The organism is Acinetobacter sp. KH_038, assembly GCF_057839405.1.
Map to the genome: position 1 here is coordinate 1,968,617 of NZ_CM174489.1, position 15,914 is coordinate 1,984,530.

The 15,914-nt window shown below is 44.8% G+C and carries 15 protein-coding genes; 9 read left to right on the forward strand and 6 right to left on the reverse strand.

What is annotated here, in order from left to right; all coding sequences use genetic code 11:
- Positions 1-2,166 carry an AmpG family muropeptide MFS transporter gene (locus AC3IT7_RS09235; protein ID WP_489248248.1) on the reverse strand — a complete coding sequence of 722 codons (2,166 nt, stop codon included), beginning with the start codon at positions 2,164-2,166 and terminating at the stop codon, positions 1-3.
- 198 nt (positions 2,167-2,364) lie between these two features.
- Between AC3IT7_RS09235 and AC3IT7_RS09240 the strand changes: the two genes are divergently transcribed.
- On the forward strand, positions 2,365-4,989 hold the full coding sequence (locus AC3IT7_RS09240; protein WP_489248249.1) for a Lon protease family protein: 2,625 nt from the start codon (positions 2,365-2,367) through the stop codon (positions 4,987-4,989).
- 90 nt (positions 4,990-5,079) lie between these two features.
- Here AC3IT7_RS09240 and grxD read toward each other — a convergent pair whose 3' ends face one another.
- Positions 5,080-5,421, reverse strand: a complete 342-nt coding sequence (grxD, locus tag AC3IT7_RS09245; protein WP_004730069.1) for a Grx4 family monothiol glutaredoxin — start codon at positions 5,419-5,421, stop codon at positions 5,080-5,082.
- A gap of 160 nt (positions 5,422-5,581) precedes the next feature.
- On the opposite strand from grxD, the gene AC3IT7_RS09250 reads away from it, so the two are divergent.
- Entirely contained in the window at positions 5,582-6,793 is a 1,212-nt protein-coding gene (locus AC3IT7_RS09250; RefSeq protein ID WP_489248250.1) for an aspartate aminotransferase family protein, read from the forward strand.
- A gap of 56 nt (positions 6,794-6,849) precedes the next feature.
- Here AC3IT7_RS09250 and AC3IT7_RS09255 read toward each other — a convergent pair whose 3' ends face one another.
- The 3 genes from AC3IT7_RS09255 to surE all read right to left on the reverse strand — a co-directional run bounded on the left by AC3IT7_RS09255 (position 6,850) and on the right by surE (position 9,586).
- Entirely contained in the window at positions 6,850-7,779 is a 930-nt protein-coding gene (locus AC3IT7_RS09255) for a LysR family transcriptional regulator (protein ID WP_489248251.1), read from the reverse strand.
- Positions 7,780-7,871: 92 nt separating this feature from the next.
- A complete protein-coding gene (locus tag AC3IT7_RS09260; RefSeq protein ID WP_489248252.1) occupies positions 7,872-8,702 on the reverse strand; it encodes a peptidoglycan DD-metalloendopeptidase family protein in 831 nt (276 codons plus the stop codon).
- A gap of 95 nt (positions 8,703-8,797) precedes the next feature.
- Positions 8,798-9,586: a 5'/3'-nucleotidase SurE gene (surE, locus tag AC3IT7_RS09265; RefSeq protein ID WP_489248253.1), complete on the reverse strand. Its 789-nt coding sequence runs from the start codon at positions 9,584-9,586 to the stop codon at positions 8,798-8,800.
- Positions 9,587-9,697: 111 nt separating this feature from the next.
- Here surE and AC3IT7_RS09270 point away from each other — a divergent pair, with 111 nt between their 5' ends.
- The 4 genes from AC3IT7_RS09270 to AC3IT7_RS09285 all read left to right on the forward strand — a co-directional run bounded on the left by AC3IT7_RS09270 (position 9,698) and on the right by AC3IT7_RS09285 (position 12,531).
- On the forward strand, positions 9,698-10,069 hold the full coding sequence (locus AC3IT7_RS09270; RefSeq protein WP_489248254.1) for an MCR_0457 family protein: 372 nt from the start codon (positions 9,698-9,700) through the stop codon (positions 10,067-10,069).
- Between the two features lie 162 nt (positions 10,070-10,231).
- Complete coding sequence (locus AC3IT7_RS09275) at positions 10,232-10,612, forward strand: MCR_0457 family protein (RefSeq protein WP_489248255.1); 381 nt, start codon at positions 10,232-10,234, stop codon at positions 10,610-10,612.
- Positions 10,613-10,740: 128 nt separating this feature from the next.
- The gene (dacC, locus tag AC3IT7_RS09280; protein WP_475653922.1) at positions 10,741-11,889 is read left to right on the forward strand and encodes a D-alanyl-D-alanine carboxypeptidase PBP5/6; all 1,149 of its coding nucleotides are present in this window, start codon (positions 10,741-10,743) and stop codon (positions 11,887-11,889) included.
- Positions 11,890-12,000: 111 nt separating this feature from the next.
- Positions 12,001-12,531 (forward strand): gamma carbonic anhydrase family protein, encoded by a 531-nt coding sequence (locus tag AC3IT7_RS09285; RefSeq protein WP_489248256.1) that lies wholly within the window; start codon positions 12,001-12,003, stop codon positions 12,529-12,531.
- 91 nt (positions 12,532-12,622) lie between these two features.
- On the opposite strand, the gene AC3IT7_RS09290 is transcribed toward AC3IT7_RS09285, so the two are convergent.
- Positions 12,623-12,808 carry a hypothetical protein gene (locus AC3IT7_RS09290; protein ID WP_180096466.1) on the reverse strand — a complete coding sequence of 62 codons (186 nt, stop codon included), beginning with the start codon at positions 12,806-12,808 and terminating at the stop codon, positions 12,623-12,625.
- 689 nt (positions 12,809-13,497) lie between these two features.
- On the opposite strand from AC3IT7_RS09290, the gene AC3IT7_RS09295 reads away from it, so the two are divergent.
- The 3 genes from AC3IT7_RS09295 to hflD are packed head-to-tail and all read left to right on the forward strand — an operon-like array spanning position 13,498 to position 15,866.
- Positions 13,498-13,983 (forward strand): NUDIX hydrolase, encoded by a 486-nt coding sequence (locus AC3IT7_RS09295; RefSeq protein WP_489248257.1) that lies wholly within the window; start codon positions 13,498-13,500, stop codon positions 13,981-13,983.
- A gap of 4 nt (positions 13,984-13,987) precedes the next feature.
- On the forward strand, positions 13,988-15,127 hold the full coding sequence (gene mnmA / locus AC3IT7_RS09300; RefSeq protein ID WP_475653920.1) for a tRNA 2-thiouridine(34) synthase MnmA: 1,140 nt from the start codon (positions 13,988-13,990) through the stop codon (positions 15,125-15,127).
- A 7-nt stretch (positions 15,128-15,134) separates the two neighbouring features.
- Positions 15,135-15,866: a high frequency lysogenization protein HflD gene (gene hflD, locus AC3IT7_RS09305; protein ID WP_489248258.1), complete on the forward strand. Its 732-nt coding sequence runs from the start codon at positions 15,135-15,137 to the stop codon at positions 15,864-15,866.
- The last annotated feature ends 48 nt before the right edge of the window (positions 15,867-15,914 follow it).

The following is a 15,914-nucleotide window of genomic DNA, read 5'->3' on the forward strand; positions in this document are numbered from 1 at the left end:
TTAATCATCCTTCTGTACAGATTGTTGTTGGTGTTCACCGAGCAGTTTTGCAACCCAAACCACCAGAATCAGGATGGGTATCCCAATTAATGTGGTCATGAGGAAGAAATTCGGATAACCGATATTGGTGACTATAGTACCGGAATATCCACCTAAAATCTTAGGGGTCAGGGTCATGAGCGAGCTAAAAATCGCATATTGCACCGCAGTAAATGACACACTGGTCAGGCTTGACAGGAAGGCAATAAATGCAGCACCCGCCAGTCCGGCAGCCAGATTATCGACAATAATCGCGAAATAAAGCCACTTGTCGCTATAAGGTTTGATCACCTTGCCGCTGACTTCGATGCTGTCTGAACTGCTGCCATCTACCACCGCCAAAGGCTGAATATCGACATCCAGATTCTGGCTAGGGGTGAGCTGATCATTGACCTGATAAACATGCGTGGTTTGCTGAAGCATCTGTCCATCTTGCATCAATACTGCGCTGAGCATGCGGGTTGGTGACTGAACCAGTTGCTGCGCAGGAATCGCGGCAGTAAAGACACCATCGCTTTCTAATTTGGCATCGGTATTCTGCTCATTAATTTGCAGCACCAGCTTTTGATTCGGCTGCAGGGCTGCACCTACATATTGACCGCGTACCACAATGGTCTTGTCCTGCTCAGTCAGACTCAGGGTATTGTCACTGGTAATCGGTAAAATCTGTAACTGCGTACTGCCCTGTTCTGCAGTCAAATACGGCATCGCGACCTGCACAGGCTGAGTAGTGTTATCTGAGTTGAGATAACTTGCTGTCACTTGCAGCTGTTTGCTCTGTGCCAGCATATCAGCAGGTAGATTCAGCTTCCAGTAGCCGACTTCATCAGTTTCGGCCTGATAAACCTGACTACCCACCGCGACTTCAACAGCAGCCAGTTTTTCACCGGATTTCACCAGTCCAATAAAAATCAGGTTGGTCGAACAGGCCAGTACGGCACCAACAAACATCAGCTTCATGATGTTCATTTTCTGGGCCAATAAACCACCAAGGAATCCACCGACCAAGGAGAAAATCACCCCGTAGACCTTGACCGCTTCTGCAATCTGCTCTTTGCTGAAATTCAGGTCCTGATAGAAGACGTTGGAAATGACACCGGCAATAATATCTGAGACACGATAAAAACCGATCAGCAACAACAGCACCAATGCCAGTTTCAGTCCATAACGCTTAAAGAAGTCTGCTACCGGATGAACCCAGGTTTCGTAGGCCATCTGCTTGTTCACTGCACCCATTTTCACCAGGCTTGCGCCAATGGCAAAGGCGGCTGCACCCGAGCCAATAAAGCGCAAGGCCTCAAAACAGAACAAGGCAAAGGTATCTTGAATGGCAAACTGCCGGGTAATACTGGTTACCAGATTGCCTGAATAAATATAGCTCAGTACAAAACTGATCACCGCGACAAAAAACACGGCCACCAAGCGGAAATAATCACTGCGCACATAGTGTTTACGCACACGGTCAACCTGCGGTTCCCGAATACAAAGTGTGGTGATAATCCCGACCAGCATCACCGCAGCCATGGCCAGATAGGTCCATTTCCAGGCATCGTAGATATAATTACCTTTGGCAGTGCCCAGATAGGCCGCCAGAAACAAGGCCCCTGCACCGGCGACAATCATCCCGATCCGGTAACCGGCATTATAGGTCGAGGCCAATACGGTCTGCATCTGGGTTTCCGCCAGTTCGATCCGGTAGGCATCAATCACAATATCCTGCGTGGCTGCGGAAAAGCCGAGCAGGACTGCACCGAGCGCCATTTGCTGCAAATGGCTACTACCCAGTGCCGGATCAGAAAAGGCCATAATCGAAATGGCACAGACAATCAGAATCTGCGCAACCAGCAACCAGGCACGACGGCGTCCCAGAGCCTTGGTCAGAAAAGGGAGTGGCAGTTCGTCAATGAGCGGGGCCCAGACGAATTTAAACGAATAACCCAACGCCGCCCAGCTAAAAAAAGTCACTGCACTTTTGCTGATTCCGGCTTCACCTAACCATAAAGACAGACTGGAAAAAATCAGAAGAATCGGGACACCGGCCGAAAATCCCAAGAACAGCATGATCAAGGCACGTCGATCTAGGAATGCTGTAAATGCGGATTTCCAACCCGTCGTTTGTGTGGTCATTGCTTTATTATTTTCCGCGGAAAAATCAATTGCTGCTATTCAATCCTGTAATAGCGTATCTTTCAACAAGATTTATATATTTATCACATTTCCGGTTTTTTTATTTTATGACAAAAGCGACATGTTGGCTTGAATTTTCCAAGCAAATCTGTATACCTTAAGCCTTATCAACGTAATATTTCGTTTTGGATTTCAACAGTGACCCAGAGACTCGATCAAATTAATTCTTCTATCGCCAGCAACAATACGACAACACCAGAAAATATCCGCTCAGATTTACTTATCTCGGCATTTGAACAAAGCGAAATTCACAACACCCTAGAACATACCCGCTTAAAATCCACCCAACTGACGCATATTCCAAACCTAGAAAAAATTCCGGCATCAACCAAACGGATCAAGCCACTGAATAATTTTCTGGGGCAAGACCGCGCGCGGGCTTCGGTCGAGGCCGGGATTGCCTTACCTTATTCCGGCTATAACATTTTTGCCGTGGGTACCGCTGGCTTGGGTAAACGCACCATGGTAAAACGCCTGCTGCAACAGCATGCCAAAACCATGGACACGCCCAATGACTGGGTCTATGTCAACAACTTTCAAAACCAGCGCCAGCCGATTGCATTGGAGTTGCCCGCCGGTCAGGGTCCAAAGTTTCAGGCCATGCTAAATCAAAGCTGGCAGACCATTCTGAAACAGCTCGAACGCCGTTTTACCGCAGAAACCTATCACAACCGCATTGAAATGATTCGTCAGGAAACGGGTGATGAACAGCAGCAGGCACTGATCGAACTCACCAAAGAAGGTGCAGAACTCGATCTGAAACTGATCTCGCGACACGATGAACACTGTTTTGTTCCGGTACATCTGATTGATGACAAGTTACAGGAAATGACTCAGGAAGATCTGAATGCACTCAGCAATCAGGATCGGGCCGAACTGGCCACCAATATGCGCTACATGGACAAAAAACTGGAGCGTCTGGGTTTGCATCTGGGCGATCTGGAAGATGATGCACGTGATCGTGTACAGGTGCTGAATCGTGATATTGCCAAACAAGTGGTGATACCGCGTGTAGAGCAGATTCTGTCCAAGTTCAAACATGTGCAGGGTTTGGAACATTATCTGAAATATTATGCCGAAGACATTATCAACAATGTCGAAATTGTGCTGGAACAGGAAGAAGATGATTTTACTCCGGCACTGTTCAGCCGTGTTCCGGCACGCTATCAGGCCAATGTGATTATTACCCACAAGCCGAATAGCGGCGCACCGGTGATCTTTGAAGATTTTCCAACCCATTACAACTTGCTCGGGCATGTAGAACAACTGACCCAGAATGGCACAATTACCACAGATTTCACTTTGATCCGTCCGGGTACACTGCATAAAGCCAATGGCGGTTTTCTGATGCTGGAAGCGGAACAATTGCTGGAACAGCCGTATGCATGGCAAGGCTTGAAACGTGCACTAAAATCCGGGCATTTAAAACTGTCTTCACTAGAGCACATGATTACGCTGACCGGCAGTATTTCGATTGAACCGGCCTCAATTCCACTGAATATCAAAGTGATCCTGCTGGCCGAGCCTGAAATTTATTATGAAATTTTGGAGCTTGAGCCGGAACTGGGCAGCATCTTTAAAATCCGTGCCGATTTTACCGATACATTACAACGTAATGACGACAATGAGCAGGCCTATATGCAGCTGATTGCCGACTATGTGCAATCGGATAAATTACTGCCTTTTGACCGTTCTGCTTTGGCTGCATTGCTCACAGATTCCAGCCGTCAGGCCGAAGATCAAAGTTCATTGTCATTGCATGCTCTGACACTGGGCGACCTGATCCGTGAAGCGCATCATCATGCCTTTCAGGCCGGTGATAAAATGGTCTCGGAAAAGCATATCAATACTGCACTCGATCATCGTAAGTATCGCTTAGGCTATTTACGTGAGTTGTATTGGCAAGACCTGACCCGCGGTACACAGCTCATCGAAACCAGTGGCCATCGTCTGGGACAGATCAATGCCCTGTCAGTAATTCATTATGCCGATGTCGAATTTGGCCTGCCTTCACGTCTGACTGCTTCGGTGTATCAGGGTGGTGGCGACATTCTGGATATCGAACGTAGTGTCGAACTGGGTGGCTCTTTACATGCCAAAGGCGTGTTATTGATGTCATCCTTCCTGAAAGCCCATTTTGGTCGTGAACAGACCCTGCACTTCTCTGCTGCGCTGGCATTTGAACAGAGCTATGGTCAGGTCGATGGCGATAGCGCCACAGTGGCGGAACTGTCTGCCCTGCTCTCGGCGATTAGTCAGTTACCGATTGATCAGTCCTGGGCCATTACCGGCTCCATGAACCAGCTCGGACAAGTACAGCCAGTGGGTGGCGTGAATGCCAAGATTGAAGGTTTCTTCGATGCCTGCAAGCTTCAAGGTCTGACCGGCAAACAAGGCGTCATTATTCCACGTCAGAATATGCAGCATCTGATGCTGCGTAAAGATGTCACCATTGCGGTAGAAGAAGGTCAATTCCATATTCATGCGATTGATACCATCGATCAGGCACTGGAAATTCTGATGGCACGCCCGGTCGGGACGCTGGATAAAAAAGGTCGTTATAGCAAAAATTCAATCTATGCCGCAGTGATGGCACAGCTGGATTACTGGCAAGCGATTGAAGATGGCGGTGAGCTGGTCGAAGTACCGAAGAAAAAGAAAAAAAAGAAGAAAAAAGACAAGAAGCAAATTGCGGAGCCGCAAGCTGAACTTAAAGCAGATGCCTCTACAGTCGAAGCAGCAGCTGCAACGACTAAAGATTAACTCTGACCTTGATCTATCTTTAAAATAGCAATAAAAAAGCGCTTCTCAATGAAGCGCTTTCTTAACAGCTGGGCTTAATTTAAATCTGAATTAAGCATCAGCTGCCGGGCTGTACTGTTCAACCAAAGACTTTAATTCGCCTTTCTGGAACATGTCGAGCATGATATCACTACCACCGATCAACTCACCATTGATCCAAAGCTGTGGAAAGGTCGGCCAGTTGGCGATTTGTGGCAACATCGCACGAATGTCCTGGTTTTCCAGAATGTTTACATAAGCAAACGGACGACCAATCTGACTGAGTGCTTCTACTGCACGTGCAGAAAAACCACATTGTGGAAATTGCGGGGTGCCTTTCATGTAAAGAAGTACTGCGTGTTTTGCAATTTGGTCACGAATTAACGCTTCGGTATCGCGTGCTTGTTCAGTCATTGATAAATCCTCAACTCATCTGTCTCGCATTATACCCAAATCCAGGCAAAACAGTATGTCTAAAGCAATAATTCCAATTATATTTACAATTACTCTTTAAATCCGGGCGGGTTTTTGCTTATATAAGTTTTTCTTTCCACCTAACAGTTAAGAGTTAGTCATGAATAATATTACCCTCGCACCGGTACAAACTGATCAACCTTCTCATTTGATGCCTGTATTTGGCCGTCAACCGATCAGCTTTGTCCGAGGACGAGGTGCATATCTTTATACCGAAGATGGTACAGAGTATTTAGATGCATTAACCGGAATTGCGGTGTGCGGTTTAGGCCATGCACATCCGGTCATTGCCGAAGCGATTGCAGAACAGGCAGCTACCTTGATTCATACCAGCAACCTGTTTGAAGTGCCTTGGCAAACTGCAGCAGCACAAAAACTGGCTGAAGTCGCGGGTATGGAAGAAGTATTTTTCTCCAACAGTGGCGCAGAATCAAATGAAGGTGCAATCAAAATTGCACGTAAATTTGGTCATATGCAAGGCATTGCCTCGCCTAAAATCATTGTTGCTGACCAGTCATTCCATGGCCGTACCATGGCCACGCTGTCTGCGACAGGCAATAAAAAAGTTCAGGAAGGTTTTGGCCCGCTGGTCGAAGGCTTTATTCGCGTACCTTTTGGTGATATCGAAGCGATTGAAGAAGCCGCAATTCATCATCCGGATATCGTGGCGGTACTGATCGAACCAATTCAGGGTGAAGGTGGTGTGAATACCGCACCGCAAGGTTTCAGCTATTTAGACGAAATCCGTCAAATCTGTAACCAGCATAACTGGCTGATGATGCTGGACGAAGTGCAAACCGGGAATGGCCGTACCGGTAAATACTTTGCGTATCAGCACACCAACATTATTCCAGATGTACTAACCACAGCTAAAGGCTTAGGAAATGGCTTCCCGATTGGTGCGGTGATGACTCAAGGGCGTGGTGTGGGTGTATTAACTGCCGGCAATCATGGCTCGACTTATAGTGGTACAGCTTTAGGTTCGCGCGTGGTCTACACGATTCTCGATATTATGCAAAAAGAAAATATCGTCGCCAATGCTGCGGAAAAAGGTACTTATATTGTCGATCAACTGCGAAATAAACTGACAGATCAAAATGTCAGCGTGCGTGGTTTCGGCCTGATGATCGGGATTGAATTACCGAAAGAATGTGCCGAGCTAGTCGCAATTGCCCGTGATGAATACAAGACCATCATCAATGTTACTGCCGGCAATGTGGTACGTCTGTTGCCTACCCTGAATATTACCCAGGAACAGGCAGATCAGCTGATTGAACGTCTAGTGAAAATGATCAAGGCTTTTTTGGCATAAACTTCCTTCTTCAGCATAAAAAGCCGCTTAAAAGCGGCTTTTTTATCTTCTGCAGTTTATGATGCGGCCTGTAACATACGCCCACCAGAAATCTGGTTAAAATATTGTTTCAATGTATCAAGGCAACGCAGAATTTTTATCGGTTGCTGTTCACGTTTTGGCATGACTGCATACAGCGTAATCGGTGGCAATCTCCATTCAGGCAAGACCTCAACCAGAGTACCGTTAAGCAGATCCTTTTTGGCATCCAGATATAAAATCTTGGCAACACCATTGCCCTGCAAGCACATCGATTTCGCCACCAGACTATTGTTGGTACTGAAACGGGATTTCAGTTCAAACTCGGCTTTTTCTGCAGTATTGACATGCTGGAAATGGAAATACTGATGATTTTTGATATGGGTCAAATGCAGCATGTCATGATTTTTAAGATCATCAGGACGTGAAATAATGCTGTTCTGATTAATATAACTCGGTGTCGCCACCAGAATTTGTTCAATCTGCATTAAAGGCATAACCTCAAGATTATGCTCATCATTTTTCTGTTCAAATCTCAGGGCAATATCAATACGCCCATCAAACAAATCAACCTCTTGATTGTTGGTTTCCAGATGTACTGCCAGGCCACGATGTGCGGACATCCAGTGTGAAAGTGCGGGAATCACATGATTCGCGCATAATTCTGGCAAAGAAACGATACGTAATTCACCCACAAGATCATCACGTAACTCATTGATCCGGACTTTACCGCGTTCAGCAGCAGATAGCATTTCTTGACAGCTATAGAAAAAAGCTTGTCCCGCTTCAGTCAGACTTAATTTTCGCGTCGAACGATTTAAAAGTACTACTTCCATATCGTGTTCTAATGAGCGAATCTGCTGACTCACGGCGCTGGTCGTAATCCCTAATTCACGGGCAGCACCGCTAAACGAGTTTTTTTCCACAACACAAGCAAAGACACCCATTGCTCGAAGTTGATCTAACATAAATTTCCCTCTAAACTTATGAGGTGCTTCATCATTTGATAAAAGCAACCTATTGTATTATACGGTGAAATTTACACTTTGCATTATTTTATTTAATTGCTTGGTAAAACTGTCGCTGGATTAATCGGTTTGCCGTCTAAGCGCACCTGAAATTCAAGCATGGTACGCGTAGTGCCGGTTGAACCCATTTCTGCAATTTTTTGCCCCGCTGTGACATTCTGGCCACTTTTCACATCCAGCTTGCTGTTATGCGCATATGCAGTGATATAACCATTGATATGCTTGATCAAGACCAGATTACCGTATTCTTTCAGACCATCTGCGGCATAGACCACCTGCCCATCCGCTGCTGCAAATACAGGATCACCGACATTGCCGCTATAGCGTGTCCCCTTGATATTCGACGCCAGATTATACGGCTCCAAAATCGCGCCATTGGATGGTTTTACCCAGCGCAAGCCTGCGGCAGTAGAGACCGGAGTCACTGGTGCTGGTGTGCTGACGCGTGGCGCAGTTTGTACGGTGGTCGCTGGTGAAACCGGTGCAGGGGTTGGCACGGCTATGGTTTGACGCTGGATAGGTGCTGCCTGAGTGACTGCCTGCGTAGCGGTACTGCGACGTGCAGTATTGTTTTTCAGGCGGATCGACTGACCGACATAAATCCGGTAAGGTGCCGCAATATCATTCATGTCGGCAACACTGATATAATTCAGTCCATAACGTGCTGCGATCCCACTCAATGTATCTCCTGAACGCACCGTATAGAAGTCAGGAGCTGTTGCATAACGCGTCGCATTATTCACTTGCGGTTTGGTAGCACAACCGCTAATCACGACTGTAGAAATAACAACGGTTGATAAAACTAGGGTTTTCATCAGGGCTGCAGGCGAAGCCACGATACATTTCGGTAACACCAAGAACATTATCTTCCTCTCTAAAATCTATACGGTTGCAAAAACCCGTTAAGATTAGCAAAGTTTTACTGCAATATACTTGCAATCGCGACTTTTTCACAAAGTTATAACACTGAGAACGCATTTTCTGCCAATTGTGTTTGCAAATTCTGCAGAACCTGATAATTGGTGGCATCCATATGAATTGGGGTAATGCTGACATAGCCATTGGCGACAGCAAAGAAGTCCGAATCAATCTCGCTGAAGCCTTGCTTGGGTTCTGCCACAGCCTCTCCAGACAGCCCAATCCAGTACACCTGACGACCACGCGGGTCAACATGACTGCTGATCGGTTTAGACTGACGGCGGCGGCCTTGATAAGTCACTTTTTCACCCTGCAATTCAGCGACATCCGGAATATTGATATTAAAAATATGCCGTTCCGGCAGAACCGGCAAGCCGCGTGCAATAAAGTCATGCACCCACTCGGCAGCCAGCTGATAGTCCTGCGGCTGTTGATAACTGCGCACATTTGGGCCACTCAATGACACGGCAATGGCAGGATGCTTGCTTAAGCGACCTTCAAAGGCTGCCCCGACCGTGCCGGAATACAAGACATCATCGCCCAGATTGGCACCACTATTAATCCCACTGACCACCAGATCAAATTCAAGGTCAAATAACCCGTTCATCGCCAGATAAACACAATCTGCCGGAGTGCCATTGACCGCCCAGACATCCGGAGAGATCTGAACCGGGCGTAAAGGACGGTCCAGGGTTAAGGCACTGGAATAGCCGCTGCGTTCACTTTCCGGTGCCACAATCACCACCCTGCCTAAAGGTTTTAACGCCTGTGCCAATGCCTGAATACCGGGTGCAAACACCCCATCATCATTTGAAACTAAAATATTCACTGAAAAATCTCATTACGCCAAAAAATGACTGGTTAGAACATTTAATTGTATTAGTGCTGGAATTATATATATTTATCGCTCGACATCCATCTTTAAAATATGTGGCTCAAGATGATTAAAAAATTCGCTTTATTTGGCACTTTTGCTCTAAGCCTGGCAGCATTGGTTTCTCCCTCTGTGATGGCGAGCGATCTGACTGCTGAAGAAAACAATACTATTGTCAAAGAAGACATCGCATCGGCACAAGTCATGGCCGAGGTTTGCCCGGTTGTGATTGGCAAAAATGCAAAATTTGATAGCACCATTCAAACGCTTATCCAGTCGTATCTGGCAGACTATTCAGATAAAGGCATGAGCTATCAGAAACTACAGGCAGACAGCGAATATAAATCTCTGCTTGAAGAAGCACGCCAGAGTGCCAAACAAACCTCAAGTGACGAGCAAAAAACCGTCTGTGAAGAAGTGCTCGATTATCAGGGCTAAGCTAGTCAAATCCTCAAATAAGGCGGTGTAAACATCGTCTTATTTTTTTCTTACAGATTTCTTCATAATTCTACAGCTTCGCTACATTTCCATACTTTTCAATTTCAAAAATAAGTTTAAGCTAGGCAAATCATTGTTCTAAATCTATTTTTTGAGTTTTTAATGAAATATCCATTACTTCAAGCCATGACAATCTGTGCAGCCTCTGCTGCAGCCCTTTTTACAACGTCTGCATTTGCAGCCGATGAAAATATTAACGTCACCCCTACCCAGCAAGTAACCAAGCAGGAACTGGCGGCTATTTATGTGCTTTCTGAAATCTGCCCAGGCATGGTGAAGGACAAAGCACAGTTCAATCAGGGTTATACCAAACTGGTGACTGAATATATGCCGGGTCAGAACAATCCGGTTGAACGCCTGAATCAGATGGCAAAACAGAACGATTTCCGCAATATTCTGGCCGAAGCACAATCCGATGCCAAGAAAGCAGGCAAGAAAAAAAATCAGGTGATTTGTAATGAATTAACCACCTATAACAATTAATCGTTTTTTCTGCCGACTACTTACAATACTTTTAAAATAAGACCGGGTTTCCCATAGAAGTCTGCCTAGCTTTGTCCTAAAATGCTAGGCTCTTCGTGCTTACATCAAGATATTGGAACCCACTAGAAATGACCCAAAAAACTGCCCTTGCTGCATTATTATTAGTTCCTAGTTTTAGCTTTGCAGCAACTGTCTTATCTGCACCACCAGAATTGAATAATAAATCCTATGTGCTAATGGACTTCGAGACAGGGCAACTTCTCGCTTCAAAAAATGAAAATGAAAAATTAGCCCCTGCTTCAATGACCAAGATGATGACCAGCTACATCATCGAACAAAAACTCTTGAGCGGTGAACTCACTGAAGACGAACAAGTACGCATGAACGAGTCAGCATGGTGTCGTGGTAGTAGCGCGGAATCATGCATGTATGTGCCTTTAAACGGCACGGCCACTGCACTTGAAATGCTTCGCGGGATTATCATTCAATCGGGTAATGACGCATCTAAAGCCATGGCTGAACATATTGCAGGGAACGAGGGTACCTTTGCACATATGATGAACCAGGAAGCTAAACGTATTGGCATGACCAATACCAGCTTCATCAACTCAACCGGTATGCCTGCTGAAGGTCATTATTCGACTGCCAAAGATATGGCTACACTGGCACAGCACATCATTAAAGACAGTTCCAAGTATTATCCGATTTATGCGGAAAAAGAATTTACCTTTAATGGCATTAAGCAAGGCAACCGTAATGCCCTGCTGTATACCGACCCAAGTGTAGATGGACTAAAAACCGGTCATACCAATGAAGCGGGTTATTGCCTGACCACTTCTGCAAAACGTGGCCCGACTCGCTTGATTTCAGTCATTTTTGGTGCACCAACCATGCAGGAACGTGCAACGCAGACCCGCGAATTGCTGGCCTGGGGTTATGCAAACTTCGAAACCAAAAATGTTCAGCCTGCGAAACAGGTACTTGCCAAAGCCAAAGTCTGGTTTGGTAAGGAAGATGAAGTGCAGATCGGTCTGGCTGAAAACTTTAATGTGACCATGCCAAAAGGTCAGGCCAATGCGATTAAAACCCAGCTGGTGGTACAGCCTAAACTGACTGCCCCATTACAGCCAGGTCAGGTCGTGGGTAAATACGTAGCGACTCTGGATGGTAAAGTCATTTCAGAAAAACCGCTGGTGGCTTTAAATGCAGTTGAAGAAGCAGGTTTCTTCGCGCGTATGCTCGACCATATCAAACAGTTCTTCAGCAACTTGTTCTAAGTCTGAACAGATCATTTCAGTCTTGAACCAAGACCAAAGCACTCACTCAGATGGGTGCTTTTTATTTTATACTATACACATGATCCTTCATCATTTATCGGACAGATCTCTATGAGCCAGAATATTCGTTCTTATTTAGACACGACCCCGCAGATTGACACTTCATGTTATATCGATCCGATGGGAATTGTAGTCGGCGATGTGGTCCTAGCTGAAAATGTTTCGGTCTGGCCATTTGCGGTGATTCGGGGTGATGTCAATTCAATTCGGATTGGTAAAAACTCGAACGTGCAAGATCATTCGATGCTACATGTCAGTCACAAGAAAGCCGACAAGCCTGAAGGTTCCCCTTTAATTATTGGTGAGGATGTCACGATTGGTCATCATGTAAAATTACATGGCTGTACCATTGGCAATCGGGTTTTGGTCGGTATTGGTACGATTATTCTGGATGATGTGATTGTTGAAGATGATGTAATGATTGGTGCGGGTTCGCTTGTTCCACCCAATAAGATTCTAGAAAGCGGTTATTTGTATGTAGGTAGCCCGGTAAAGAAAGTACGTCCACTTACGGATAAAGAAAAAGCATTTTTACAGTATTCGGCACAAAATTATGTGAAGGTTTCGGGGAGTTACAAATAAAATATAAAGTCAGATACAGAGTTTCTGTTTAAGCCGATGCTTTTATTCAATGTATCGACTTAAACAGAACAGAATTGATCAAATAGTCTGTTTAAAACTTTCTAAATGGATCAATATTTTTATTCTTGTACTCAAGAAAAGCAAGCGCTGCTGCTATAAAAAATAAACAAGCCACTCCCAAGAAAAAATTATCATGAACACTAACCCCCAAACCTACAAGCCCAACACCTATAAGTATAAGTAAACAAATTAAAAAGCGATAGAAATTTAACAGCATAAAAGTCTCGAATGAATATATTCAAAGCCGCTTATTAGGTAGCCACAAATCCCAATGTAAATCAGGAGAAAACAAATTACCTCAACATCACAAAAATTATACAATAAATATTAATTAATTAATATTTTTTATTAAAATCTCCGAAAAATAAGTATAATTTAAAAAAAATGTGCCCTAGTCGTTGTTTTGGTTTTTATATTATACTCAACAATATATTATTAAGTTTACGTTCATAACGTTTAAAAAATATTCTATAATTTCATATATTTGTTTTATTTTGAGTTGTCTAAAATTATGCTTGATCAAAACAATCATTAGATACCCTAAACAATAAAGATGTTAAGCTTTTCCTGTTTTTTACTTAAATCCGTTAAGAACAACCTCTTTACATCTCTTGATCCTATGAGTTGATATGGTGATTTTGAGCTAGATATTGCCCTAAAAACAGGCTTTTTATTGATAAACTTCTGCTTTAAATTCTCTGCTTTATAGTACACTTTTCAAGCTCATTCACTTTTTGATAAAAGAAGATCAAAACCTATCAATAGGACTTTTTCACATAGCAGGATTTGATTAAGCTTAAAACATCCAATCCCGATTATTTAAACAATTAAAGAAATCCCCACCCCTCATAGCCACACACCGCAAAATTTTATACAATAGTGCATCATTTTCCATGGTGCTGCTTTATGACCGCTTGGACTGCTCACGTCACTGTCGCGACCGTCGTTGAAAAAGACGGAAAATTCCTGTTTGTAGAAGAACATACAGAAGGTGTGACACACACAGTATTTAATCAGCCAGCAGGTCATGTAGAATGCGGTGAAAGCATTGTCGAGGCCGCAATTCGCGAAACCATGGAAGAAACCGGACATACGGTTGAAGTAACCCATCTATTAGGGATGTATACCTACACCCCGCCGATGTTCCCGGATCGTACTTATTTCCGCTTCTGCTTTTTAGCCAAATCGATTGACTACGACCCAAATGCCACTTTAGATACAGACATTGTCGGTGCAGTCTGGATGAGCTTAGATGAACTGCAAGAGTCGGCTCGTGCGCGCAGCCCCTTGGTGATTAAAGCCATTCAAGATGCCCTGTCAGGTCAAAAATACCCTTTATCGCTCATTTACGAGCACCAAAACTCTCCCTTAATTTCAAATTTGGATGCCTAATCCTATGCAACAACGTGTCATCGTCGGAATGTCAGGTGGTGTAGATTCATCTGTTTCTGCTGCGCTTTTACTTCAACAAGGTTATCAGGTTGAAGGCCTTTTCATGAAAAACTGGGAAGAAGATGACGGCACAGAATATTGCACGGCGATGGATGACCTTGCTGATGCTCAGGCCGTTTGTGACAAAATCGGGATTAAACTGCATACCGCAAACTTTGCCATGGAATATTGGGATCGTGTATTCGAACATTTTCTTGCAGAATATGCGGCTGGCCGTACCCCAAACCCAGATATTTTATGTAATAAAGAAATCAAATTCCGCGCCTTTCTGGATCATGCGGTAAATCTGGGTGCAGACTTTATTGCCACAGGTCATTACTGCCGTCGTGGTGAAACTGCTACGAACTCACGTGGCGAACAATATGCACCATTGCTACGTGGCGTGGATCAGAATAAAGATCAAACCTACTTTCTGCATGCCGTACATGGCCGTGAAATTAACAAGACTTTATTTCCTGTCGGTGAAATTGAGAAGCCACAAGTCCGCAAAATTGCTGAAGAATTAGATCTGGTTACGGCCAAGAAAAAAGACTCGACCGGAATCTGTTTTATTGGTGAACGCCGTTTTAATGACTTCCTGAAGCAGTATTTACCCGCTCAACCCGGAAAAATCGTGCTGGAAGATGGTAAAGAGGTTGGTGATCATCACGGCTTAATGTACTATACGCTCGGTCAACGCGGCGGCATCGGTATTGGCGGAATGAAAGGCGTTGCTGAAGGTGCCTGGTTCGTACTACATAAAGATATCGAAGGCAATCGTCTGGTGGTGGGTCAAGGTCATGAACACCCACTGATGCAAAGCACCATGCTTTGGAGTGAAGCGATTGACTGGGTGGCCGGTGAGCAGGATATTCCTGCAGCAGGTTTCCGCTGTACAGCCAAAACCCGTTACCGTCAGACTGATCAAGCCTGTACAATATATCAAGATTCAGAATTACCAAATGGTGTGCGTGTTGAATTTGATGAACCGCAACGTGCAGTGACCCCGGGTCAAAGCGTGGTGTTCTATTCAGGTGAAGTTTGTTTAGGCGGCGGTGTGATTCATCATACCAATGCACCTAAACCTGATTTTATAAAAGGATGAATTCGGCATGACGGAGTTACCATTTCAACCAGCGACAACGTTGAATACTCGTCAAAATCGTGCTTTGGCGTTAGCGGGTGTGTTTCAAGCCACTCAGCTGACTCATATGACCGCATTGAGCGGTCAGCAAAGCATTGGTGAAAATGGTAATTTCTATTTTGAACAGTTGATTAAAGCCAGTCTCAATATCCGTCCCGGCAGCAATCAGAATGCCCAGACCCTAGATTTTTTTAATCAGCTGGCCGATATTGCCTTAGGTTTAAAAACCTTAGAAAGCAGTATCATGCAACCCTTCAATACTTCACCCAAATCCAGAATTCCAAAGCTTTCCAGCACCAAACTTCCCATGAGTTATGCCATGGCACTTCTTCAGTTAGAAAAGAAGGTCTATAGCAATCCAAAATTCGTGGAAATTATCGAACAGTCCCAACAGAAAATTCTCAGACAGCTTTCCTTCTTCGATAACAATTACCTGCACCCCAGTATTATTGCCAATCTTGCCCAGACCTATGTCGAAACTGCGGGATCAATCAATCCGCGCATCATGGTTCGTGGCAATGCCGAAGCCTTTAAAGATGCCGGGCATACCAACCGCATCCGTGCTTCCCTCTTTACCGGTTTGCAAATGGCGCACCTGTGGCGTCAGCTCGGAGGCAGCTCCTGGGGCATGGTATTTGGCAAACGCAAGTTGCTACAAGATATTCAGAATCTGGCGCGTTTACAGTTTCAGGTGGTTTAACTGATACTGCACGTGTTTCGTTTTACGTTTAATTCCAAAATTTAAGGA